General features: G+C 43.7%; 19 protein-coding genes. 7 read left to right on the top strand and 12 right to left on the bottom strand.

Annotated features, from left to right (window positions below):
- Positions 1–95: 95 nt before the first annotated feature.
- Positions 96–542: a hypothetical protein gene (locus BCV39_RS14590; RefSeq protein WP_076670255.1), complete on the bottom strand. Its 447-nt coding sequence runs from the start codon at positions 540–542 to the stop codon at positions 96–98.
- 396 nt (positions 543–938) lie between these two features.
- Here BCV39_RS14590 and BCV39_RS14585 point away from each other — a divergent pair, with 396 nt between their 5' ends.
- Positions 939–2,321 (top strand): MATE family efflux transporter, encoded by a 1,383-nt coding sequence (locus tag BCV39_RS14585; RefSeq protein ID WP_102432416.1) that lies wholly within the window; start codon positions 939–941, stop codon positions 2,319–2,321.
- Between the two features lie 98 nt (positions 2,322–2,419).
- On the opposite strand, the gene BCV39_RS14580 is transcribed toward BCV39_RS14585, so the two are convergent.
- The 10 genes from BCV39_RS14580 to BCV39_RS14530 all read right to left on the bottom strand — a co-directional run bounded on the left by BCV39_RS14580 (position 2,420) and on the right by BCV39_RS14530 (position 13,387).
- A complete protein-coding gene (locus tag BCV39_RS14580; RefSeq protein WP_102432417.1) occupies positions 2,420–3,046 on the bottom strand; it encodes a LysE family translocator in 627 nt (208 codons plus the stop codon).
- Positions 3,047–3,286: 240 nt separating this feature from the next.
- Positions 3,287–4,147 (bottom strand): delta-class carbonic anhydrase, encoded by an 861-nt coding sequence (locus tag BCV39_RS14575; RefSeq protein WP_102432418.1) that lies wholly within the window; start codon positions 4,145–4,147, stop codon positions 3,287–3,289.
- A 356-nt stretch (positions 4,148–4,503) separates the two neighbouring features.
- Positions 4,504–4,983, bottom strand: coding sequence for a hypothetical protein (locus BCV39_RS14565; RefSeq protein ID WP_102432420.1), 480 nt, complete (start codon positions 4,981–4,983; stop codon positions 4,504–4,506).
- A gap of 188 nt (positions 4,984–5,171) precedes the next feature.
- The gene (locus BCV39_RS14560; RefSeq protein ID WP_102432421.1) at positions 5,172–5,549 is read right to left on the bottom strand and encodes a VOC family protein; all 378 of its coding nucleotides are present in this window, start codon (positions 5,547–5,549) and stop codon (positions 5,172–5,174) included.
- A gap of 209 nt (positions 5,550–5,758) precedes the next feature.
- Positions 5,759–7,801: a M4 family metallopeptidase gene (locus BCV39_RS14555; RefSeq protein WP_102432422.1), complete on the bottom strand. Its 2,043-nt coding sequence runs from the start codon at positions 7,799–7,801 to the stop codon at positions 5,759–5,761.
- Positions 7,802–8,271: 470 nt separating this feature from the next.
- Positions 8,272–9,294, bottom strand: coding sequence for a tryptophan--tRNA ligase (gene trpS, locus BCV39_RS14550; RefSeq protein ID WP_102432423.1), 1,023 nt, complete (start codon positions 9,292–9,294; stop codon positions 8,272–8,274).
- 297 nt (positions 9,295–9,591) lie between these two features.
- The gene (locus tag BCV39_RS14545) at positions 9,592–10,401 is read right to left on the bottom strand and encodes a hypothetical protein (protein WP_102432424.1); all 810 of its coding nucleotides are present in this window, start codon (positions 10,399–10,401) and stop codon (positions 9,592–9,594) included.
- Between the two features lie 161 nt (positions 10,402–10,562).
- A complete protein-coding gene (locus BCV39_RS14540; RefSeq protein WP_102432425.1) occupies positions 10,563–11,894 on the bottom strand; it encodes a D-serine ammonia-lyase in 1,332 nt (443 codons plus the stop codon).
- A 133-nt stretch (positions 11,895–12,027) separates the two neighbouring features.
- Positions 12,028–12,813, bottom strand: a complete 786-nt coding sequence (locus BCV39_RS14535; protein ID WP_102432426.1) for a helix-turn-helix transcriptional regulator — start codon at positions 12,811–12,813, stop codon at positions 12,028–12,030.
- 40 nt (positions 12,814–12,853) lie between these two features.
- Positions 12,854–13,387, bottom strand: a complete 534-nt coding sequence (locus BCV39_RS14530; protein ID WP_050648620.1) for a YbhB/YbcL family Raf kinase inhibitor-like protein — start codon at positions 13,385–13,387, stop codon at positions 12,854–12,856.
- A 243-nt stretch (positions 13,388–13,630) separates the two neighbouring features.
- Between BCV39_RS14530 and BCV39_RS14525 the strand changes: the two genes are divergently transcribed.
- The gene (locus tag BCV39_RS14525; protein WP_241902307.1) at positions 13,631–15,052 is read left to right on the top strand and encodes a DUF3404 domain-containing protein; all 1,422 of its coding nucleotides are present in this window, start codon (positions 13,631–13,633) and stop codon (positions 15,050–15,052) included.
- A gap of 49 nt (positions 15,053–15,101) precedes the next feature.
- Entirely contained in the window at positions 15,102–15,308 is a 207-nt protein-coding gene (locus tag BCV39_RS23370; RefSeq protein WP_240698794.1) for a DUF2861 family protein, read from the top strand.
- A 56-nt stretch (positions 15,309–15,364) separates the two neighbouring features.
- Here BCV39_RS23370 and BCV39_RS14515 read toward each other — a convergent pair whose 3' ends face one another.
- Entirely contained in the window at positions 15,365–16,267 is a 903-nt protein-coding gene (locus BCV39_RS14515; protein ID WP_048660256.1) for a LysR family transcriptional regulator, read from the bottom strand.
- A gap of 128 nt (positions 16,268–16,395) precedes the next feature.
- Here BCV39_RS14515 and BCV39_RS14510 point away from each other — a divergent pair, with 128 nt between their 5' ends.
- From BCV39_RS14510 to BCV39_RS14495, 4 genes are all read left to right on the top strand, one after another.
- Positions 16,396–17,460: an HlyD family secretion protein gene (locus BCV39_RS14510; protein WP_048660257.1), complete on the top strand. Its 1,065-nt coding sequence runs from the start codon at positions 16,396–16,398 to the stop codon at positions 17,458–17,460.
- A 3-nt stretch (positions 17,461–17,463) separates the two neighbouring features.
- Complete coding sequence (locus BCV39_RS14505; protein WP_102432427.1) at positions 17,464–19,014, top strand: DHA2 family efflux MFS transporter permease subunit; 1,551 nt, start codon at positions 17,464–17,466, stop codon at positions 19,012–19,014.
- Positions 19,015–19,289: 275 nt separating this feature from the next.
- The gene (locus tag BCV39_RS14500) at positions 19,290–20,879 is read left to right on the top strand and encodes a response regulator (protein WP_102432428.1); all 1,590 of its coding nucleotides are present in this window, start codon (positions 19,290–19,292) and stop codon (positions 20,877–20,879) included.
- Positions 20,873–21,205, top strand: a complete 333-nt coding sequence (locus tag BCV39_RS14495; protein WP_017082339.1) for an Hpt domain-containing protein — start codon at positions 20,873–20,875, stop codon at positions 21,203–21,205. The genes BCV39_RS14500 and BCV39_RS14495 overlap by 7 nt, the downstream gene beginning before the upstream one ends.
- The last annotated feature ends 362 nt before the right edge of the window (positions 21,206–21,567 follow it).

Raw genomic sequence — 21,567 nt, 5'->3', positions numbered from 1 at the left:
AAATTAACTCTTCTCCGCGCGCGCATAGGAGGGCTTATAATAGTTACCCACACCTCATTTAGAATACTTTTATTGGTGATATCCTCTTTAAGTTATTACAACTTCAAAAGAGCCATTACTCTTTGGCTATCTAAATGCTTATCTAGTCCCGCCATGCTTTTTATTACTTCAGGATGTGAGAACATCTCTTTACCTGCCACTTCACCCAAGATTTGAAAACTTTTTTCCAACGCAACATCTCCTTCATAGGCGATTGCGTCTTTCGTTTGCTCCAAGCAAGCTTCAGTTGTCAGGCGCATAGATAACTTAGCGACATTTTTGTTTGACTCATCCATTTGACTGGGAGTCGCTGCAGAAACTTTGTCTACAGCAGGATGAGCAGACACAGCTAAAAACATCCACTTTACAAGCTCAACCCTATCTTCTTTAGTTGTTGAGCTCACCAAACATTTCGTAAGTTCATCGGTGTAAACACCAGCAACAGCATTGCCAGAAACTAGAACACTTAACAGAGTGCCGACAAGCGCCTTTTTGTTTTTCATTTTTACCCTTAATCTAATTGTAATGAATAGCCACAGAATCTGTGTACTTGAAGGTAAAGACTTCTTCTTAAAACCCTATGCCACTAATTGTACATCTACTTGTACATCTACTTGTAATTACATAACATTGAATGATGTCAAATTTATAAATATTCATTTGAAAAATAAACGTTTAATCCAGTTCAGAGCGTTATCAATCATTGATTAATATGATTGAACTTTGTATAGCATTCATAGAATTTAATTCTATATTTTAACAATCCGACTAACTTAACCCAAAGCTTGACCCTATACGGTAAGGTGTTTATATTGTCGCCCGCCCAACGGGCACATCCTAAAATACACACCGGCCATCCTGCCATCATTCGTGTATTTATATTGGTGTTGTGAACTTCCATGCTAACGAAACTTCGTCCTTTTACTCGTGAATCGGGTGCACTTATGCATCTTTCGATTCCAATCATTTTGACTCAAATAGCGACCCAAGCGATGGGATTTGTCGATACGACAATGGCTGGCCAAGTAAGCCCTGCCGATCTCGCCGCTATTGCACTCGGCACCAGCCTTTGGATCCCTGTGTTACTGCTACTGCGTGGCGTGATTATGGCGTTAACGCCTGTTGTCGCTTACCACCGCGGCGCACGTGACTTCCAGAGTATCTCTGTTGAATTCTTCCAGATGGTTTGGTTGGCATTAATAGCGAGTGTGCTCCTCATCGCTTATTTGGTGAGTGCGAAACCGATCTTAGAATGGATTGGGGTTGCCGCTGAGATCATTCCTATCGGCAGCGATTATGCGTTTGCCCTAGCCTTTGGTGTTCCGGGTATTGCCCTGTTCTATACCTTGAATGGCTTCTGTGAGGGTATGAACAACACCAAAGTGCCAATGATCATTTCTGTGGTTGGTTTGTTGGTAAATATTCCGGTCAACTACGTGCTTATCTACGGTAAGTTCGGCTTCCCTGAAATGGGCGCTGTAGGTTGTGGTTGGGCGACAAGCTTGGTGTACTGGCTAATGTCGGGAATGCTGTATTCTTACATCAAAGGTCATCATCACTACAAGACCATTATTAGCTTTGCCGATGCAAAACCAAAACCAAAAGAGATGCTTCACCTCCTAAGATTAGGTTTACCTATCGGGATGAACATCGCGGTGTGTGGCAGTATCTTTGCGGTAATCGCTCTGATGATTGGCCGTATTGGTGCTGAGAACGTGGCAGCCGCACAAATTGCACTGAATATATCGAGCCTGACTTACGTGATACCAATGAGTATTTCGTTTGGCATTACGATTCGTGTTGGACATGCATTAGGTGAGAAAGACGAACTAGGCGCAATTGAACGCAGCAAAGTCGGCATTTTGGTTGCCGCGTTGATTTCATTACTTTCAGTTGCGATGTTCCTGCTGTTCCCTGAGTGGATCATTAGACTTTACACGACCGACCCTGCGATAAGTGCAACGGCAGCAGTATTGTTGACCTTTACTGCGATGTACCAGTTCAGCGATGCATTACAAACGTCTGCTAACGGTGCATTACGTGGTTATAAAGATACCAAGATCCCAATGATCTTAGCCATCGCTTCATACTGGGGCTTAGCATTACCACTGGGCATGGTATTAGGCTTAACAGACCACATTGTTCCTGCTATGGGTGAAGAAGGCTTTTGGATTGGTATTCTGACGGGCTTGAGCGTTTCAGCGACGCTGATGTTAATTCGCTTGCGATACGTGATTAAGCAGCGTGACTTGCCACCAGCAGATGCTGCATTAGCAAACTAAGATAGACCAATAATCTAATACAAAAAAGCGCGTTACTGCTACTCGGCAATAACGCGCTTTTTTTATCTAAATTGAACTGTGTTTATCTATTTATCTGTTTATCTGTTTATCGCCAAATATGAGCCAGCCGCAATCATTATTCCACCAGCACTTTGGTTTAATCTTTTATGGGCGCGTGGCGTTTTAAGCAAACTTGCCAATCTGCCCGCGCCCATTGCAATGATCATTAAACCGGACATCAAAGCAACCGCCGCTAAGCCAGAAACCAAGACGATATCTTGTGAACGCAAAACAGTCAGATCAATAAACGTTGGCAAGAATGAAATATAGAACAAAATCACTTTCGGGTTTGATGCTGAAATCAAAAAGCCTTGTACGAAACTGGCGAGTTCCGATTTCTGACTTTGCTTGGCTGCGAGCTCCGCTGAACCTTGCACTTCAGGTAGGCTCTTAAACATCTTGTAGCCCAAGTAAATCAGATAAGCGGCACCAACGTAGCGAATCACCTCAAAAGCAAACGACCAGTTCTCAGCAATCGTCGCTAGGCCAAAACAGGCAAGCGCAAGATAAATCAGATCACTGCATATCATTCCTACAGAAAGAGAAATGCACTTTCGCCACCCATCGACCATACCACGAGCCAAAATCGCAAATACACCGGGACCCGGAGTAATGCCAAATATAAACATGGCAATAAAGAATGTAACTGCGCCTTCTAATGACATTGGCGTGTCCTTACTTATAACCCAACATGATTGATCACGAACGTATCATGAAGTTTCGTTTCAGGTAAAGAACGTATTGATCCACGATGATTCAAAAAGCTCATGTTTGAATAACTGTCACACGTAATTTCCCCACCAAGCAATACCCGTAAACCCAACGTGTTTTTCGTTCAGGCATAAAAAAGGCAAACCTAGTGGCTCGCCTCTGCAAAATATTGAGTACAAATCAAGGTAACAAGATTAGTTCGCCATTGGTGACAACAACGCAGGGTTAACCACCAAGTTTCTCACACCGTGGGCGTGATCTTCGTTAAAGTCATTGCCTTCACACCAGCTCCCCACTGTCGCGATGTTTACTTTCGCTACTTGTGGACGAACACTCCATGTTACTTGGAAAGGTGAACCTTGCTCGTTGTAACCTGGGCCCGTTGTTGAACCTGCGTATTGAATCGCAGAGCCAGTATCTTGTGGGATGTTGGTTGCTTGGTGCAATCCATTCACTTTTGAGTGCTTAGCCAATGCTTCGAAGTCGAGTGCTTTGTCGTCATTCACTAATACGTATACTTGGGTCTCAACACGCAGTTGCGGGTTGGTAATCGCGTCGTTAAAACAAGCACCCAGTGTTTCACCCGGTTCAACTTGTGCAGTCGAGTACACGTAATGCACTTCGATGGTATCGCCCGAATGCAAAGAACCATGCTCGCTCGGACAAACCTTGCCCTCAAATGGTTTTAGTTCAGCCTCACTTAGCTTACCAGTGTATTTAAAGCCACTCTGGAAACCCTTGCCATCACCGTTACCAGCGTATTGGGTAAACTCGCCACCTTTGTGCTCTGCGTTCTTATGGAAGTGGATATTACATAGGTTCATGGCTGTTGAATCTGGCGCATCAGAAAACAATCGAGCGTTTGTTCCTTCTACTGAACCTAGATCACGAGGCGCTTGCGGACCAAAACCTTGCCCTTGGGTATTTTCAGAAAGCTTCGCTCTTTGTTCTGCGATAACACCATCTGAAACAGACTCATGGTTCGCGTCTGATGCGTTTGCTTGAGCAGATAACATCACCATCGCGACGCTTAAAAACACACTCTTGTTGTTCATTTTTCTTCCCTAGAATGTTGATAATTAAACTTAAACCAAACTTAACAGCAAACATCTTACTATGCTCACACATGAATATAAGCCTTGTCTTTGTAAGATTAGATTTCATCGCTTACTTTGGGATGAGTATTAGAACCCTTGATGCACATAACAAGTTAAACACCATGAATACGGCTAGTCCCTTCCAGAACTAATAATTTCCCACTTTGTTGACAGAACTCTGACTCAGAGAGCTAATTAGAAAGTAACAAATACAAGTCTGACGATGACAAGGTTTGCAAGATCAAAAAAGGCGAACCACGTGGCTCGCCTTCTTCGCTTCATTCAATCTTTCGAGTGCGCTATTGCTTACTTGTTTAACCGTGACCGGTGGCAAATATCCCAAACGTCATGACGTTCAATGCATCTGTCACGCCCTCTAGTGATTTGATCACAGTCTTAGTCGGTTGGTTATGACGAATAAAATAGCTTCCGATGCCTTTTTCACCGCCACTCTTAGCATCGCTTTCAGATGTTTCTGTCGCTGCTACCTGAGAAGGTTCGCCTGATTCTGGCTCTGCATTAACGTGAACTATCGAGTCCTTATTTGAATCAAGGTTTGGGTTTAATTCATGGTTAGCGAGTGGTTGATGATTAACGATTGATTCATGCGAAGATTCAACGCTGGTCTCAGCATTTGTATCCTTTGAAGTCTCGAGGCTACTCTTTCCCTCTACGCTTTTCGACATAGCATCTTCATTGCTCAATGTCTCGTCGTCTAGTTGATGATTACTCGTTGAAGAACAAGCTGTTAAGAAAAACAGGCTAACGATGAATATGAGTAAGTTTCTCATCATAATGATAAATCACGAATTAATAAAACATTGTTCGATTGTAAGTAACTTATGCTAGGAGTTCCAGTGACACGCTTGTTTTGTCGTAACCAGATGTGTACATAATTACTTACTACTTGATGAATCAATAGTTTACTCTCAGCTAAACTTAAAGTTCGTTAAGATAATTTCATAGGTAGTGATGACTGACCTTAATAGTTTGATACCTCAATCAGATTACCATCAGGGTCGCGGAGGTAAATTGAGGTGATCTTGGCCACTGCACCGGTTCGCTCTACAGGGCCCTCCTCTATAGTGACACCTTGTCCCGTAATATGATCGAATACCTCATCAATCGGTGTGTTGGTGATGAAACATAGGTCGGCACTCCCCGCTTGTACATGCTTAGCCTTAGGTTCGAACTCCTGCCCTTGCTGATGAAGATTTATCTTTTGGTTACCAAACGACAGTGCCCAGCGCTCCTCACCAAACTGAATCGGTTTCATCCCCAACACTCTCTGATAGAAGTCTACCGTTATCTCGATATCTTTAACGGTTAATACAAGGTGATCTAAGTGACTGATATCCATAAATGATTGCTCTCCGTAAGTGACAGGCCTGCTAATTAACTCCTCTACAAGATTTGATAAAAATCCAGAGCGTTATTCACTCATAATCTAACGCTTAGAAAAGTGATACAACAGCCTTTTACGGCTATAGATCCCATTATCAACGAATAAAGGGAGCACTTCTAAGTGCTCCCTTTGCAACGTTATTCTAACTAAATTGATTGGTTAAATTAGTGACATAAACCTTCATGCGTCCAGTACCAATAGTTTTCAAACGGATCAGCACCCCAGTTATCTGTTGTAGACGTAAAACGGTTGCCCCAATATTGAACCGACGCCCCAGCTGGGTAGAAAATATTCGGGCTCCATTCTGGCACATCCACACACATGTCCTGAGGATCAGGTTGAGGACTAGGGTTTGGCAGTTCTAGTACAGTGCTGACCGCTACATAAGCGTCTGTTGACCCTTGCGCACCCGATACCATTACGTAGATATCATCCCCTTGTATACCACCAAAGCCACAGTACTCGTTGTTATCCAAGTTAGTAGACGAACAATCGTAGTCATTTGATGATGCTGGACGACCGATAGCAACATATAGATCGACGTTACCGTAACCATTGTAAGTTTGGATCCAAACATCACCTTCAGAGCTGTTCTTCAGAACAAACTGCTGTTGATCGTTACCGCTACTCAACACAGGCGCAGGAACGTTCAATTCTAAATTGTTGATGCCCGGTGTCGGTGTCGGTGTCGGTGGATTAGGGTTTGGATTCGGCTGACCAGAACCACAGTTTTGGACATTAACGCCGACCTGACTAAACGCATTACGCACCGAAGATGCTTCATAACCTAGCTTTTGTGCCGCCTTACAAACCCCTTCCGCACCTGATTGGAAGTTCGATTTTGATGTCCAATAAAGTTGGTTTGCCGTAGCGTAAGTCATGAACGCCTTTTTAATGTCCCAACCGTTGCTGGTGGCTAGATGGTAGAATGCTTTGTTGAAAATACCCGAGCTATGGTGAACGTCAATCCCGTTGTAATATTGGTTAACGTGATCGATAGACATACCATCTTGGCTAGGTTGAATGAAATAGCGCATCGCAGGGCTGTACTTCATTACGTGCTCACCCATCTTCCAGTTAAAGCTGCCATGAACATATTCGCTTAAAGCCGCTGCAGCAACATCAGAGAAAGACTCATTCATGCCGCCCGACTGACCGCGGTACTCAAGGTTTGAATTTTGTTCAGTAAAACCGTGGCTTACCTCATGCGCGATCACATCCCACGTAGCCAATGGATACATAGATTGGTTACCATCACCAAACGTCATCTGTTGGCCATCCCAGAATGCATTGCCGTAGTTCGAACCGTAGTGCACACGCATCGTTAGTTTTTGCTGGATAGGACGAGTGTTCAACCACTCTTTGTACATGTCAAAAACACGCTGGCCGAAGTAATGTGCATCGTTCATTGGTGCATACGCGCCGTTAATCGCACGGTAATCATTGACGTTCCTACCGTAATTACCATTACAGGCAAACTGATGAACCTGACCATAGTCTTGGCGATTATTCATATTCATCGTAACAACGTTTTGACTGTCCATCTGGCAATATGAGTTAACCTGGAAACCACCGTATTGAGTATTCGGGCCAAAATAGTAACGACCGCTTTTCTCGTTTCCACCAGGGCCTTCGGCATCAATGAACGCAATACCTTCCCACTGGTCGAGTAGCTCGCCAGATTTAGCGTCTACAAGCGTAATTGGTCGTGAAGGTCCCATACCTTTTGTTTGTAAGAAATCAACTTTATAAATCAGGTGTGCTTGTTGCTGTTCATCAAGCCAAATGAGGAGGTCAGCATTTGGATTACGAATCGTAGCTGCAGCCACGCCCTTGTGCTGTGACTTAGCAATCGCTATTGCTTGCTGAGCGTTGATCATCGGCAAAGTAGAACCGATATCAGCTTCGATACCCGTTAAAACTTGCCCGTCTATTGCTTGAGCAATGCCTTGCTGAGAATGATCAACCACCACTGACTGACCATAAACCGGAATGCCATAGTGGAGCTGTTGTTTACGCAGGAGTGTCGTTGTACCGGTATCGACTCGACTTGCTTCATAGTAAGCAAGTGGTTGACTTAGAGCACTAAAGCCCTGATTTTTTTGATTTAGAATGATTGATAGATCGACATCGGAATAATTCACTACATTGGCAGCTTGAGAAGTAAACGCTATTGGGAATAGCATTAGTAAATGTGTACCACGCATACATCACCTTTATAATTTTTGTTTTTATAAATTCACCCACTGGATGAGCGCGCATCTTAACGATAGATTATGCGCATGATTAAATGCATTTAGTTTTATATGTGACATTGATTCAGAAGATAATCTTTCACGAAAATAAAAGTGAGGTGGGGAGTCAAAAAACCCATACTTTCCGCCACTTAGCAACAACTCAACAAATCGACGCAAAATATGGAGGGGTATCTAATTTCCGACAATACTCGGAAATTTCATGCTTCGAATCGTTACGAGATTAAGGTTCGATATCGATTTTCAAATAACGGCGCCAACTCACCCCTATTAGATTCAGAGCCCGAAAATAGTTAAAGACGGTTTCGTGCAAAATCGTAATAAGGGTGTATTACCTAGCGTGCGGACTTAACCTAGTGTTTATTAAGCATGCAAATGACCAATTTATTGTTGGCTATCTTAACAAGTGCCATTGCCGTCAATCAGAGTATATTCAGCCCAAACACGTCCTTTACATCGAATAAAACGGCTTCTGTTTTCTCTCTCGATACTTGTGTACCTTTGCGTAAAATATCAATGAGCTGTGCTTTGTCGTCTAATAATTCAGCTCTGCGTGCTCTAATCGGGCGAATCATCTCTTGTAGACACTCTTCCAATACCTTCTTAGTTTGGCCATCCCCTAACCCGCCTCTGCGATAGTGATCTTTTAGTTCATTAACGTACTGAGCGTCAGTATGGAAAGCATCAAGATAGGTAAACACGATGTTCCCTTCAACTTGGCCCGGATCTTCGATTCGTAGATGATTTGGATCGGTATACATGGATTTGACTGCGGCACGAATCTCTTTCTCTGTCGCACCTAAGTTGATAGCGTTGCCCATTGATTTCGACATCTTACTTTTGCCGTCGGTGCTCGGAAGACGAGAGGCATTGCTAAGCAGAGGTTTACACTCATTTAAAATTGGCTTGCCCGCGAGTGAGTTAACTTTTCTCACGATCTCGTTGGTCTGTTCTAGCATTGGCAATTGGTCGTCACCCACCGGAATCAAGGTCGCGTTAAACGCCGTGATATCAGCCGCCTGTGAAATCGGATAAGTCAGAAAACCAGCTGGAATTGAGCGACCAAACTCCTTGTTTTGAATCTCGCTTTTAACTGTTGGGTTGCGTTCCAAACGAGCGATAGAAACAAGGTTACTGTAAAACATGGTGAGTTCGGCCAGTGCTGGTAACTGAGACTGGAGGCAAATCGTGGTTTTTGTTGGGTCGATACCTACCGCTAGATAATCAGCAACAACGTTGAGGATGTTAGACGAAACCTTGGCAGGGTTATGTGCATTGTCGGTAAGCCCTTGCATGTCAGCGACCAATATCGTTTGGTCGTGAATATGCTGCAATGAAGTCCTCTGCTGAAGTGAACCTACATAATGCCCCAAATGCAAAGGGCCAGTCGCTCGGTCGCCAGTAAGAATAATTTCCGGTTTGTTCGTATTTTGAGGTGTTTTCATGGGGTATCTCCAAGTAATAAAAGCTACTGGAGATAAAAAGAAACGACATTCTTGGTGACATTCTTAACTACCTTCCAGCAGCTAAAGAATGTGAGTATTCCGTGCTGCTCTAGATAGAGCACCACCAAAAGAAAATTGAAGTTGAAGCAGAAGTAAATTTCATTATTAAAATCTACCAACAATAAGGGTTAACGACAACCCTTTTATTGGTAGGTAATAAAACTAACGTACCGAAATCGCTTTTCGAGGCGTTTCAAAACAGCAAACTATTAAAGATGCATATCGTAAGCAAATGTATTAATTACATAAACCAATAATTCTAGAACGCATTGCTTGATTGACGTTAAAGTGAACGTTCAAAAACTCAAGCTGTGCCAGAGCCGATTCCGCCGTGCGTTCGTAGCCTTGAGTAAAGGTTGGCAGTAACTGAGCAAACTTAGGGAAGCGCGCTTCTAGCCTTCTATCAGACATAAACTCATCGACGAATTCAGGTTGTGAGCTTTCCGTTTGACCCACAAGATCGATCAAACGATCGAGTGCGTAAGATTGGACGAACCGACTGCCCGACAGCTTTTCACCTCGGTTATAGCGAGACATACCCACGTAAAGGTTGGTTAAGGCTTCCCCTATAATCCACTCTTGCGAATTAGCTTCTGCTGCCCGCTTTTGTGGTGGAATACAACACTGAGTATCAAAGTCAGTTTCCTGCCAAACGATTCTCCCTTCAGCAAACGGAATATGTGCTAATTCATGTGGTTCAAACACTGCAAACTCACAGAACACCCCGTCTGCATAGAACACCTTATAGCCATCGACCGTATTTCTTACCGCGTAGTCGATTGGGTGAATGTCAGATAACCAATGCAAACTGTCTAAGAAATATTGCTTGTGTCCGGTCTGCACTATCGCGAAGAAATCGACGTCTGAATATTGATCCAGTCGCTCCGTTTCAATGCCAACTGAGCCAAGCCCCAACAAGGCATGTGCCTTACCAGAAGTTCTTAAAGAACCTCCAATCGCATCTAAACGTTGTAGTAGTTTTTCTGGTGTATTGACCACCTCTCGCGTTTCTTGTTTACTCGATTGAATCGTTTTATCGGCTTGCATCATTATGTCCCTATCAAGTTGAATGCCACTCAACCTAACTGACAGTTATAACAACGATGAAGTCTAATTTATAAAATCTGTGTTTAAGGTAACGTTCTGCGCAAGTTATTGTTTCATTTAAACGCGCAAATCATCCACCAGCGCTCGTTTTCCTATTCGATTTACAACGAAGACTTCGCCAGATACGCTGCCATTTCTTGCTCTGGAACCATACCTCCACCGGTTGCCCAAACAAGATGAGTCGCGTTCGCTAACGTTGATTCAGTGATGCCTAACCTCTCCAGATATTCACTGTTGTGTTCAACATGAATAGCCCCCGGCATACCAGCCAGTGCAGAAGGTTCTAATTGAATACCCTCGGCTTGATTCAATACGCCTAACAATTGGTACATACGTTCATCAGTTAATGTGTAGTAACCATCAAGCAAACGTTCCATGGCTCGACCGACAAAGCCAGATGCCCGTCCTACCGCCAAACCGTCAGCAGCGGTGAGGTTATCGATACCAAGATCTTGCACTGCAATCTCGTCATGCAAACCAGTGTGAACACCCAGCAACATGCAAGGAGAATGAGTCGGCTCAGCAAAAATGCAGTGAACATCATCACCAAAAGCCATCTTTAAACCAAATGCAACACCACCTGGGCCGCCACCCACGCCGCATGGCAAGTAAACAAACAACGGATGCTGTTCATCAACCACAATGCCCTGTTGTTCAAATTGTTGTTTAAGTCTTTCTCCTGCCACCGAATAACCAAGGAACAAGGTTTGCGAGTTTTCATCGTCAATGAAAAAGCATCGAGGATCTTGTTGTGCCTCTTTACGGCCTTGTTCTACGGCAACGCCATAATCTTGTTCGTACTCGATCACATTGACACCATGCTCACGCAATTTGTTCTTCTTCCACGCTCTCGCGTCTGCCGACATATGAACGGAAACCGTAAAGCCGAGTTTCGCACTCATGATGCCAATCGACATACCAAGGTTACCCGTTGAACCTACCGCTATGCTGTATTGCTTAAAGAAGTCACGAAACTCAGGTTCAAACAGCTTACTGTAGTCATCACTCTCACACAGTAATCCGCCTTTAATCGCTAGCTTTTCGGCATGCGTTAGTACTTCATAAATACCACCACGAGCTTTGATTGAACCTGAAATCGGTAAATGGCTGTCTTTCTTCATCATCAAGCGCCCTTTAATAGGCTGCTGATAATGCGCTTCCAATGCTGATTTCATCGATGGGGTCTCAACAAGCTCAGACTCGATGATGCCATTGGTCACTTGAGTTTCAGGAAATGCTTTGGCTAGATAAGGAGCAAACCTTTGTAACCTCAAGCTCGCATCATGGATGTCTTTCTCATCCAAGCCGACATAAGGTAACCCTTGGTCTAGTGTTGTGACATTTGGGTTAAACCAAACCACCTCTTCGAGCGCCATAAGCTTATTTAGTAATGGAAAGTCGTTGGTGAGGTTATTTAGATTCAGTTCGATCATGGGCTACCTTCTCTGGTATTTAGCGTTCTGCGCTATTTCAATCACTTGGTGTGCAGCCTATTAGAGCCGTAATCGAGAAATGATTCAATAACCTATACTTATGTCTAACGTCAATAGGATGGTATTTCCCTTACTATGCCCTTGAGGCAACCGTCTTGATGTACTCACTTGGCGACAGACCAAACTTACCCTTAAAGCGCTGACTAAAACGTCCTTCAGACTGGTAACCACAAGATTGAGCGAGCATCGTGACATTGTGTTGGCCATTTTGCATAAGATACAAAGCATGGCTTAAACGCACTTCTGCTAATACCTCACGATATTGCATACCTTCCAGTTTTAGCTTTCGGATCAGTGTCGCGCGGCTCATCGCAAAACGCTCCGCCACCGACTCTAACGGATGCTTCTCATCTGGTGAATGTGAAAGATAATGGCTGAGCTTTTGGCTAAACGAAACGTTGGCACTGACAAAGAGTCGATGCAACACCCCTTTTTCAGCCAGTTGCTGGTATAAGCCCTGCAACCAAAACTGTTGAGTCTCTTTGCTCATGTTCTGTGTATCAAACGAAAACAGCGCGTTAAATGAGTCTTGTAAGTTTCGGTCCGCTTGCACCGTAGGCAACCCCAGCTCATTCGACCGTTCCTCACTTAAATCAAGCATCGCCTGAGAAGGTTGGAATTGAAAGCTGAATACTCGCGACAAGAAGCGCCCTTTGTGGGGCATGTTCTCAAAGCTTAGTGAAGCTGATGCCTCACACAGCAACAGCTCAGAATGTGAGAGTTCTGCCGCTGAGTCTTTCCAAAACAGGCGCTTACTGCCTGTAATGATCTGAATGATACTAGGGGATAGAATCCTCACATTACGTAGCTTTTGTAACTGCTCGGCACGAAAGATCGTCACTTGGTATTGATGATTCATCTCATCCCCTTGTTTGCTTATTATCAACGTGTATAAGCTATTAACGCGTATAAGTTGCAGTCAGTTTCGCTTTGTCTAAAGCCATACTGTTCAACGTGAATCCAACCACTGCCGACGGCGTATTTTCGTCTAGATTAAGCTTATCCGTTGGTAATGCCCAAACCGTGAACTGGTAACGGTGCATGCCATCTTTTTCAGGAGGACAGACGCCACCGTAGCCAACTGTACCGTAATCAATGCGACCTTCTTTGCCACCGACTTTAGATATATCGACGCCGCGAGGTAGCTCGTTAACAGTCGCAGGGATATCAAACGCAACCCAATGCCAGAAACCACTTTCTGTCGGAGCATCTGGGTCATACGCCGTGATCGCAAAGCTTTTGGTTCCTGCTGGTGCATCTTTCCACATTAACTGTGGTGATAGGTTATCGCCGTCACAACCCCAACTTGAGTATTCAAAAGTCTTCGCCATTGGATGACCTTCTTGAATATCGTTGCTGGTTAATTCGAACGCCTGAGCAGAGCCCGCAGCCAAAATACTGATTGCCAATACTGATTTGATGATTAGTTTCATGATGGTTCCTCTTATTTGGTATGAGTTGAGTATAGTCCTTCCCACATGCTTAATAATGACAATAAGTACATAATTATCTAATTTATCGGAATCAAATGATACTTACTGTAATTTCATCTTATTATTTAAAAGCATGATCCACTCGACAGTTTGCTGTTAAGGGAGCACTTATTGACATTCAGGTTACAAATCTCACCCAAAAGTCTTTAGACTCGCCTCACGACTTTTAATGAGAATGATTGGATGCGCAGGTTTACCTTAGCCCTTTGCTTGACCTTTTGGCTCCCAACTTTAGCCAATGCCCAAAGTTTGCAAGACAAGTGGCAAACCCTGTATCAACTGACCTGGCAATCATCCCCAATTTTAATATCTCAACAAGAGTTGGCTCAGTACCCAAAAGTTCTGCTTCATGAAAGTAGCCGTTATCCTAATTTCAACCATTTCAGTTGGGACGACATCGCAACGTTAGCCTCAATACAAGATCACTGCAGAGCGATTGAAAACAATAATCCTTCATTACATGACGCCATCGAGTTCGAACTCACTTTGTGTCAGCAACAAGCATTGGATTCCGTTTGGTTTGCAGCACACTCCAAACGACACCCTGCAGGTGGCAGTTTTGCTGATCGTTATTTAGCAGTTTACCCCGACGTAAGCGAGCAGATACGCCCATTTTTGAGTATTGCCACCCCCCAGCACCCTTTATATTCCAAGCTAAAAACGCTAACCGCACAAGGCAAAGAAGCACTGCTCAATGGATACCGCGCTTGGCAACAAGACGATGTACTTTGGCTAAGTGGCGAACAAGGCTGGAAAGCCATTCCCTTAGATGTTTGGCAACCTATTGCAGAGCAGCAAGAACTATCGTTGACGGGTGACACCTGTAATTTTCGTTACAGCAACATGTGCTTGAGCGAACCTAGCAATGACAACTTAATCATGAAAACGTTGATCTTTTCATTGCTGTTAACGTTGCTTTCCGGACTTGGTAGAGTCTTATACCTAAGAACAAAACAACGCAAAGAGAGGCAGTTCGTTTTGCAGCTTCTCACTCATGAACTGCGTACGCCCATTGCTAGCCTTGGCTTAACTGTTGAGATGTTCAGAAATCGCTACGATGACTTTTCTGATGAAACTCAAAGCGCGGTTTGGCGTTTAATATCTGACTATCAAAGGCTCTCTCAGCTCACAGAAAACAGCAAAGTGTACCTAAGTTCGGATCAGTCAGAGCCTTTGTTAAAGCAAAACGCATCATTAGAAGAATGGCTCGATCATGTGTGTGTAAAGCACAATATTTCTTATCAATGTGAAGCGCGTGAACTTGAACTGAACCTGCCTTATTACTGGCTAACGATCTGCTTGGATAATCTAATAAAGAATGCCAAACAACATGGTAGAGGTGAAGTTTTGGTGCAAGTCAAACTCGGAGACAAGCTGACTATTGAAGTGCAAGACGAGGGGCACTTCCCTTCGCCCATACAACGACTCATGTCCAGTGTCACGCCAAGTAAAACTCACAAGCAAGACAATATGGGCATCGGCCTGACTATTGTCGAACACTTGATAAAACATGCTGACGGCCGCCTCATTATTCTCCGCAATCCTACCCGATGTATTTTGGAAATAGCTTATGAACAGGCCTGTCATCGCACGGTTATAAATTAAAGTCTCTGCTGAGCAACTCAACAAAGGCTTAGAAGCCCAAACTCTTTCTTTGGTATCGCCTAAAGGAAAAGTCCTTCTTGATGGACAACTCGCTTCCAAAAATGAGTATCAAGAGATTGAAACCAATGAAATGTTCATCAAACCCGAATCTGGTGTTTATCAACTAAAGATAGGTTCAAACCACTGCCAGCTATATTATCGAATGGACAAGTCGTCATCTGGCAGCCCAATCATAGTTAGCTTCAATACGGTTTAGACAAAATTGAATAATAGGAAGCTTAAGTACTTATTTAACCGCTAATGTTCAGCCCGTTACTTGTGCTTCCTATTTTGAAAGGCAGTCAGTAGGTAGTCGATAAAGACCTTCTTACGTTTCGGCATCAACTGCCTGTCGGCATACACTAGGCTTACTGAAACTTCCGGCATCTCATATTCAGGTAATAAACGAATCAGCTTACCTGTCTTGAAGTGCTCACGACAAATGAATTCAGGAAGCACCGCTAAGCCAAGCCCATCAACACACGCTGTTAAGCATGCCGTGATAGTATTCACCCGCAACTGACACGGCAGATCGATCAAAATCGACTCACCGCCTTCCAATTGTAAATGCCACTTGGGCAGGCGCGCCGCCTTATTTACCACCTCAATCATTCGGAATGGCGGTTTAAGGTCATTGGGCGAAGAGATTTCACCGAACTGTTCTAAATACTCAGGGCTGGCTACCAATACACGCTTTGATGTTGTGAGGTAGCGAGAAACCAAGCTCGAGTCCACTAGCTCACCAATTTGCGCGTAAAGATCGATCCCCTCCGCAATGATGTCGACTTCTCGATTCGTCAGTTCTAAATTCAGAGTCACGTTTGGGTGCTCTTTTAGGAAGCTGTGGATGTATGTGGCTAATACTTGATGCCCCAATTCAACAGGCAACACAACGTTCAACTGCCCTCGGATCAAATCCTGATTGGCAGAAACCTCTAGCTCAGCTTGGTTCATGATCTCGTGCATTTGCACGCTCGATTGATAGAAGCGCTCACCCTCCGGCGTTAAGACTAAACTTCGTGTCGAACGAGTGATCAACCTCACACCTAGGTGCTGTTCCAGCTCGTCAAGCTTTCGGCTGACGGTCGACTTGGTCATGTTCAATGCCTCAGCTGCGTGCGTGAAGCTTCCACAATCAACAACTTGTGTAAAAACAGTCACAGCATTTAAGTCCATCGTACTTCTCCCAAAACCCTATTAGTAAGATTATTGCAACAGTGTTTCCCCTTTTTCCTATCTTATCAATCAATCGAATTCATTTACAATTCGTTACATCTAAATAAAAACAAAATGAGAAATAAGAAATGACAGAGAACAACAACGCTTCGCAAACAGTAAGCACAAAAAAACGTAAAAAAGCTCCGCTTATTGCTACTGCGATCATGCTGTCATTGGGTTTAGCCGGCGCTGGATACTGGTACGGCTATGGCCAGTACTTTGAATCTACTGACAATGCCTACCTGCAAGGCGATATCACTAATATTAGTCCTAAGGTATCTGGCTATATTGTTAAGTCTTACGTGAGTGACAACCAACCAGTAAAAGAAGGTGATTTGTTGGTTCAAATCGATGACCGAGATTACCAGTCAGCACTCGCTCAAGCTAATGCCCATTTATCCGTCGTACAATCTGACGTAAAGAACTTAATCGCACAACAGACGTTACAACGTAGCAAAATTAACCAAGCAGAAAGTGGCGTCGATTCCGCAGAAGCAGAATATGAACGTGCTATCCAACAAGTACAGCGCTCTCGCAGCTTGTTAAACCGCAATTACGCTTCTCAAGATGAAGTCGACAGCATGGTCGCACAACAAAAAGTGACTCAAGCAGACTTAGAAGAAGCTAAAGCCAACCTTGTCGCAACTAATGACCAACTCATCGTTATTGCTAGCGAAATTGAGCAAGCCAAAGCCTCAGTAACAGAAGCTAAAGCTCAAAGAGATCAAGCACAACTTAACCTTGATTACACCAAAGTTTACGCGCCAGCAGATGGTGTGATTGGTAAACGCAGTGTACGTGAAGGCTTGTTGATTCAAGCAGGTGCACCATTGATGAGTTTGGTGCCAAACAACCAAGTGTGGATTGAAGCCAACTTCAAAGAGACACAGCTAAGTGGCATTCATAAAGGTCAGACGGTTGAAGTAGAACTGGATGCGTTCCCGGGACAACCACTTGAAGGTGTGGTCGACAGCTTCTCCCCTGCGACTGGCGCCAAGTTTGCGCTCCTACCACCAGAAAACGCAACCGGCAACTTCACTAAAATCGTTCAACGTGTACCGGTGAAAATCATCATTCCAGATCAGCAAGAGTTGAAAGGTCGATTGCTTCCTGGTTTGTCTGTGGTCGCGACCATCGATAAACGAGGCTAGACCATGAGTAACGCTGGTGTTGTCACCCACACTAATGATGATGGTGAGGTTTCAAGACGTCATTGGATCGCCCTATTTGGCGGTTTGATTGGCGCGTTTATGGCGATTTTGGATATTCAGATCACCAACTCGTCTCTCAAAGACATTCAAGGTGCGCTATCTGCCACCTTAGATGAAAGCTCGTGGATCTCTACGTCTTATCTAGTCGCAGAGATGATTGCTATCCCACTCAGTGGTTGGCTTTCTAAAGCGCTTGGAAAACGCCGTTATATCACGTGGACGACGGCCATCTTCACCATTTCATCTTTGTTGTGTTCGTTCTCTTGGAACATGACCTCGATGATCGTGTTCCGTGCAATGCAAGGTTTTAGTGGTGGTGCTTTAATCCCGCTTGCTTTCTCGTTGGTGATTCAGTTATTGCCTGTCAACAAGCGCGCTGTGGGTATGGCACTGTTTGGTGTAACGGCGACGTTTGCTCCGTCAATCGGCCCAACGTTTGGTGGCTGGCTGACCGAGAACTTCTCGTGGCACTATATTTTCTATATCAACATTCCTCCTGCTTTACTGGTGATCACCATGATCCGATATGGCTTGGATGATGAAAAGCTCGACCTTGGTACGCTGAAAAAAGCCGATTGGTTTGGTATCGCCACCATGGCGTTAGGATTGGGCTGTCTAGAAGTAGTGTTAGAAGAAGGTAACCGTGAAGAGTGGTTCAGTTCGAGCTTCATCATAGGCTTGAGTATTGTGTCTGCAGTGAGCTTAGTTTACTTCGTCATAAACGAACTCCAACACAAAAAGCCACTGGTGAATTTACGGCTATTGCGAGATGGGCAATTTGCTATGTCTTGTATCGCCTATTTGATTCTAGGGATGGCATTGCTCGGCTCTATCTATGTGCTGCCTATGTATCTAACTCAAATCCAACAATACAATGCGATGGAGATTGGTGAAGTCTTGATGTGGATGGGTTTCCCACAGTTGTTGATATTCCCAATCGTCCCTAAGCTGACGCAAATCATTAAGCCTAAGTACTTAGTGACCTTTGGTTTCGCGATGTTCGGTTTCAGTTGTTACGTGAATACACATATGACGATTGATTTTGGTGGCCAGCAGCTGATTTTGTCTATGGTTCTGCGGGCTATCGGTAGCCCATTTATTATGGTTCCGCTGTCTTTGGTTGCCATGAAAAACATCAGTAAAATGGACACGTCAGACGCATCAACGTTAACCAACGTGATGCGAAACCTAGGTGGTGCTTTCAGCATCGCGATTATCGCTACGCTACTCGATAACAAAACGCGTGAGCACTTGGCACAAATCAAGGAGTCATTACCTTCTGTGAGTCAACTTGGTTGGCAGACGCTTCAGCAACAACAAGCGTTTTTCATTCAGTCAGGAAGTGATGCCGCAACTGCGATGCAACAAGCACAAGCAAGCTTGCTCGGCACAATGCAACGTGACGCTGCGATCATGGCTTACAACGATGTGTTCTTAATGATGACGGCGTTCTTGGCTCTCGCTGCAGTATTGATTCTAAACATGCGTGATTAGCGCTAGAGTTTTGGTAATTAAAACTTCAAACATAGAACAGCATTCGAATATAAACTCGAACAATGAAATAGAGAGGTAAGCTTATCGGCTTGCCTCTTTTTTATTTCTAAAACACGTATAACCTAACAAAAATCAGGTAAAAGTAACCTGTGTTTGAAGGCTTTCATAAATGTTTTAATTACCAATAGTTTATTGAGTGTTTGTATGTGATACAGGCACCTTGACATTGTGCAACCTGACACCTAAATTAAAAATAACATTTGGTATTGAGGAAAATGGATTTGACCTTACCACCTGACCTACGAGTTTTAATTGTCGACGACTCCAAGAGTGCTACTATTCTTATAAAGCAGCAACTCTCGAGCTTAGGCATTTCACATGATTGCATCTTTATTGCGACCGACTATCGACAAGCCATTAAAGCGGTCGAAACGCACTCTTTTCATGTACTCCTCATCGATTATCACTTAGAGCAATCCTTCACTGGGTTTGAGCTTTTGGGGATTCTGTATCGAAATCGCCTAATAGACCACACTGTAGCGACAATCTTGCTCTCTGGGGATATGCGTCAAGAAACGGTATTAACTGCCCTTTCAGGTGAGGCACACCATTTCGTATCTAAACCGATTCATACTCAGAGGTTAGGTAAAAAGATCCAAAGTGCTGTGTCCGTGTCGAAGAAACTCACCCAACTTAATGATTTATATCCAATCTCCTCTCAAGAGAGATTAGCTCAAGCTTTGGCGGTCTCCCCTAATGGCACCAGTGTCCAGTTCGAAGCGACATTGATTGAACATTTAATAGCAGGTAAGAAATGGCAGTTGCTGTCTAACGTCATTAACAACTCGAAAACCAACATGCACCCAACAAAATTAGTGGCTGAAGCGCTAATTCTCGACAGCTTAGGCAAGCCAAATTTAGCCATAGATAAGCTCCACAATTTTCTGATAGCGCAGCCACTCTCATTGAGCGTTATTGATTGCTTAAGCTGTATCTATGAAAAACATAAGATGCTGCTGCCTGCTCTTAAATTGGCGATTCGTGCATTTGAAATGACACCAAGTATCAGCCATCGTGCAATTAGGGCGATCGACTTAGCTGAGAACGCAGATAACACACATATGATCATCAAGTTAGGTGAGATGTATGCGACCCACATTTCAGCTGCTGACATTGATGTCATCCATTCCATTGGTACGCACTTTAATTCGTTAAAAGCAACTTACCAACGCGAGACGCAACTAAAGTACAAACGTATTTTGCTTGAGCACGCCAACCAATTCACAGAGTTGGTAAACCTGAAACTTCCGGTAAAACAACAGCAGCAAGTTTTGGCCAGCCTTGCCCTATTTCAGAGCAGCATATTGCTCATCGAAAATAGCCCTCAGGTTGCCCACAAAAAAGTGATTCGAGCTTCGACACTGTTAGCGAATAATTTCCACAGCCAACCAACTTATTTGCTTGCTCAACTATTACCACTGCTCGCCCACTTTGGTGAGTACTCTCTTTATCATTTAGCCGTGGAATGTCTAAAATCTCGTGGAGAAGCAATAAGCCACAAACTTGAGTCCAAAAATGTCGACCCTTCAACTTGTATAAACATTGAAAACTTTGGCTCGATCCAGGAATTAAAAGACTACATTCACAGTTACCCATATTCAGTTGCCGCCAAACTTGACTATATATATGCCGTCAATAAAGCTCATATAGATGAGAAACTTAGCAACGACTATTTAGAAGAAATCTTACAATTAGAACTTCCTCCAAAATGGAACCAATGGATTAGTGATTCATCACGCTATGGTTTTTCCACTAAGCCGCCTAGCCCATTTTCAACATGCAGCCGACAGGAGTCCACATGCTAGACTTTGATGCTTTAAACGCCTACTTAGACAACGACAGAGAAGTCATTTACGCCGTTTTGTCTACATATCAAGAAGACCATGGCAATTCGCTACAAGAGATCGAAGAGTTGGTTCAACAACAGGATTGGGGCAAGCTTCATTTTACCGTGCACACCTTAAAAGGCATCCTAGCCAGTTTTGGGGAAGAAACGGCGACTGTTGCATTAGAAAGAGTTGAACAAAACACATTCAACAAGCTTGCACCACAAGATGATGATCTTTCCGTTATCTACAGCGAAATGAAGATCATCAATCAGCAAATCGATGAGGTTCTTAGCACTTATTAGCCGATAGAATTAAGACTTACGTGGCGATACTTTATAATCTAAACAACTAAAAGAGTTGAGGTACTTGGAAACATTGAACCTCGACTCTTGCAATTTTCTCCTCATTTCCCCTATCAATTATACAGCCAGCCCATACCTATAAATTCATCCTATTTATCTAGATGAACTGATGCATAACGCGCGTTTTATAAACCCGCTATATTGATGTTTTAAATGAAAAACCAACACACTTGATTAGATGCAAAATAGTTAAATATTTGTATATCTTTTTGTGACTTAAACATACGAAATTGCATTTTATTTATTGGTAAAGAAGAAACTGTTATCTACACTCTAATGAAACCAAGCGTTAATCACTTGGT

It is taken from the genome of Vibrio sp. 10N.286.55.E10, from assembly GCF_002872555.1.
Classification (GTDB): Bacteria; Pseudomonadota; Gammaproteobacteria; order Enterobacterales; family Vibrionaceae; genus Vibrio; species Vibrio crassostreae.
The sequence above is the reverse complement of the archived record's forward strand: the minus strand, read 5'-3'. Positions and strand labels throughout refer to the sequence as shown.

What these genes read in the sequence shown, in the direction of transcription:
- BCV39_RS14555 (WP_102432422.1), bottom strand. Translation starts at nt 7,801, where the DNA reads ATGCGTGGTACACATTTACTAATGCTATTCCCAATAGCGTTTACTTCT.
- BCV39_RS14530 (WP_050648620.1), bottom strand. Translation starts at nt 13,387, where the DNA reads ATGAAACTAATCATCAAATCAGTATTGGCAATCAGTATTTTGGCTGCG.
- BCV39_RS14575 (WP_102432418.1), bottom strand. Translation starts at nt 4,147, where the DNA reads ATGAACAACAAGAGTGTGTTTTTAAGCGTCGCGATGGTGATGTTATCT.
- BCV39_RS14580 (WP_102432417.1), bottom strand. Translation starts at nt 3,046, where the DNA reads ATGTCATTAGAAGGCGCAGTTACATTCTTTATTGCCATGTTTATATTT.
- BCV39_RS14560 (WP_102432421.1), bottom strand. Translation starts at nt 5,549, where the DNA reads ATGGATATCAGTCACTTAGATCACCTTGTATTAACCGTTAAAGATATC.
- BCV39_RS14525 (WP_241902307.1), top strand. Translation starts at nt 13,631, where the DNA reads ATGCGCAGGTTTACCTTAGCCCTTTGCTTGACCTTTTGGCTCCCAACT.
- BCV39_RS14545 (WP_102432424.1), bottom strand. Translation starts at nt 10,401, where the DNA reads ATGCAAGCCGATAAAACGATTCAATCGAGTAAACAAGAAACGCGAGAG.
- BCV39_RS14585 (WP_102432416.1), top strand. Translation starts at nt 939, where the DNA reads ATGCTAACGAAACTTCGTCCTTTTACTCGTGAATCGGGTGCACTTATG.
- BCV39_RS14510 (WP_048660257.1), top strand. Translation starts at nt 16,396, where the DNA reads ATGACAGAGAACAACAACGCTTCGCAAACAGTAAGCACAAAAAAACGT.
- BCV39_RS14535 (WP_102432426.1), bottom strand. Translation starts at nt 12,813, where the DNA reads ATGAATCATCAATACCAAGTGACGATCTTTCGTGCCGAGCAGTTACAA.
- BCV39_RS14590 (WP_076670255.1), bottom strand. Translation starts at nt 542, where the DNA reads ATGAAAAACAAAAAGGCGCTTGTCGGCACTCTGTTAAGTGTTCTAGTT.
- BCV39_RS14515 (WP_048660256.1), bottom strand. Translation starts at nt 16,267, where the DNA reads ATGGACTTAAATGCTGTGACTGTTTTTACACAAGTTGTTGATTGTGGA.
- BCV39_RS14505 (WP_102432427.1), top strand. Translation starts at nt 17,464, where the DNA reads ATGAGTAACGCTGGTGTTGTCACCCACACTAATGATGATGGTGAGGTT.
- BCV39_RS14565 (WP_102432420.1), bottom strand. Translation starts at nt 4,983, where the DNA reads ATGATGAGAAACTTACTCATATTCATCGTTAGCCTGTTTTTCTTAACA.
- BCV39_RS14500 (WP_102432428.1), top strand. Translation starts at nt 19,290, where the DNA reads ATGGATTTGACCTTACCACCTGACCTACGAGTTTTAATTGTCGACGAC.
- trpS (WP_102432423.1), bottom strand. Translation starts at nt 9,294, where the DNA reads ATGAAAACACCTCAAAATACGAACAAACCGGAAATTATTCTTACTGGC.
- BCV39_RS14495 (WP_017082339.1), top strand. Translation starts at nt 20,873, where the DNA reads ATGCTAGACTTTGATGCTTTAAACGCCTACTTAGACAACGACAGAGAA.
- BCV39_RS14540 (WP_102432425.1), bottom strand. Translation starts at nt 11,894, where the DNA reads ATGATCGAACTGAATCTAAATAACCTCACCAACGACTTTCCATTACTA.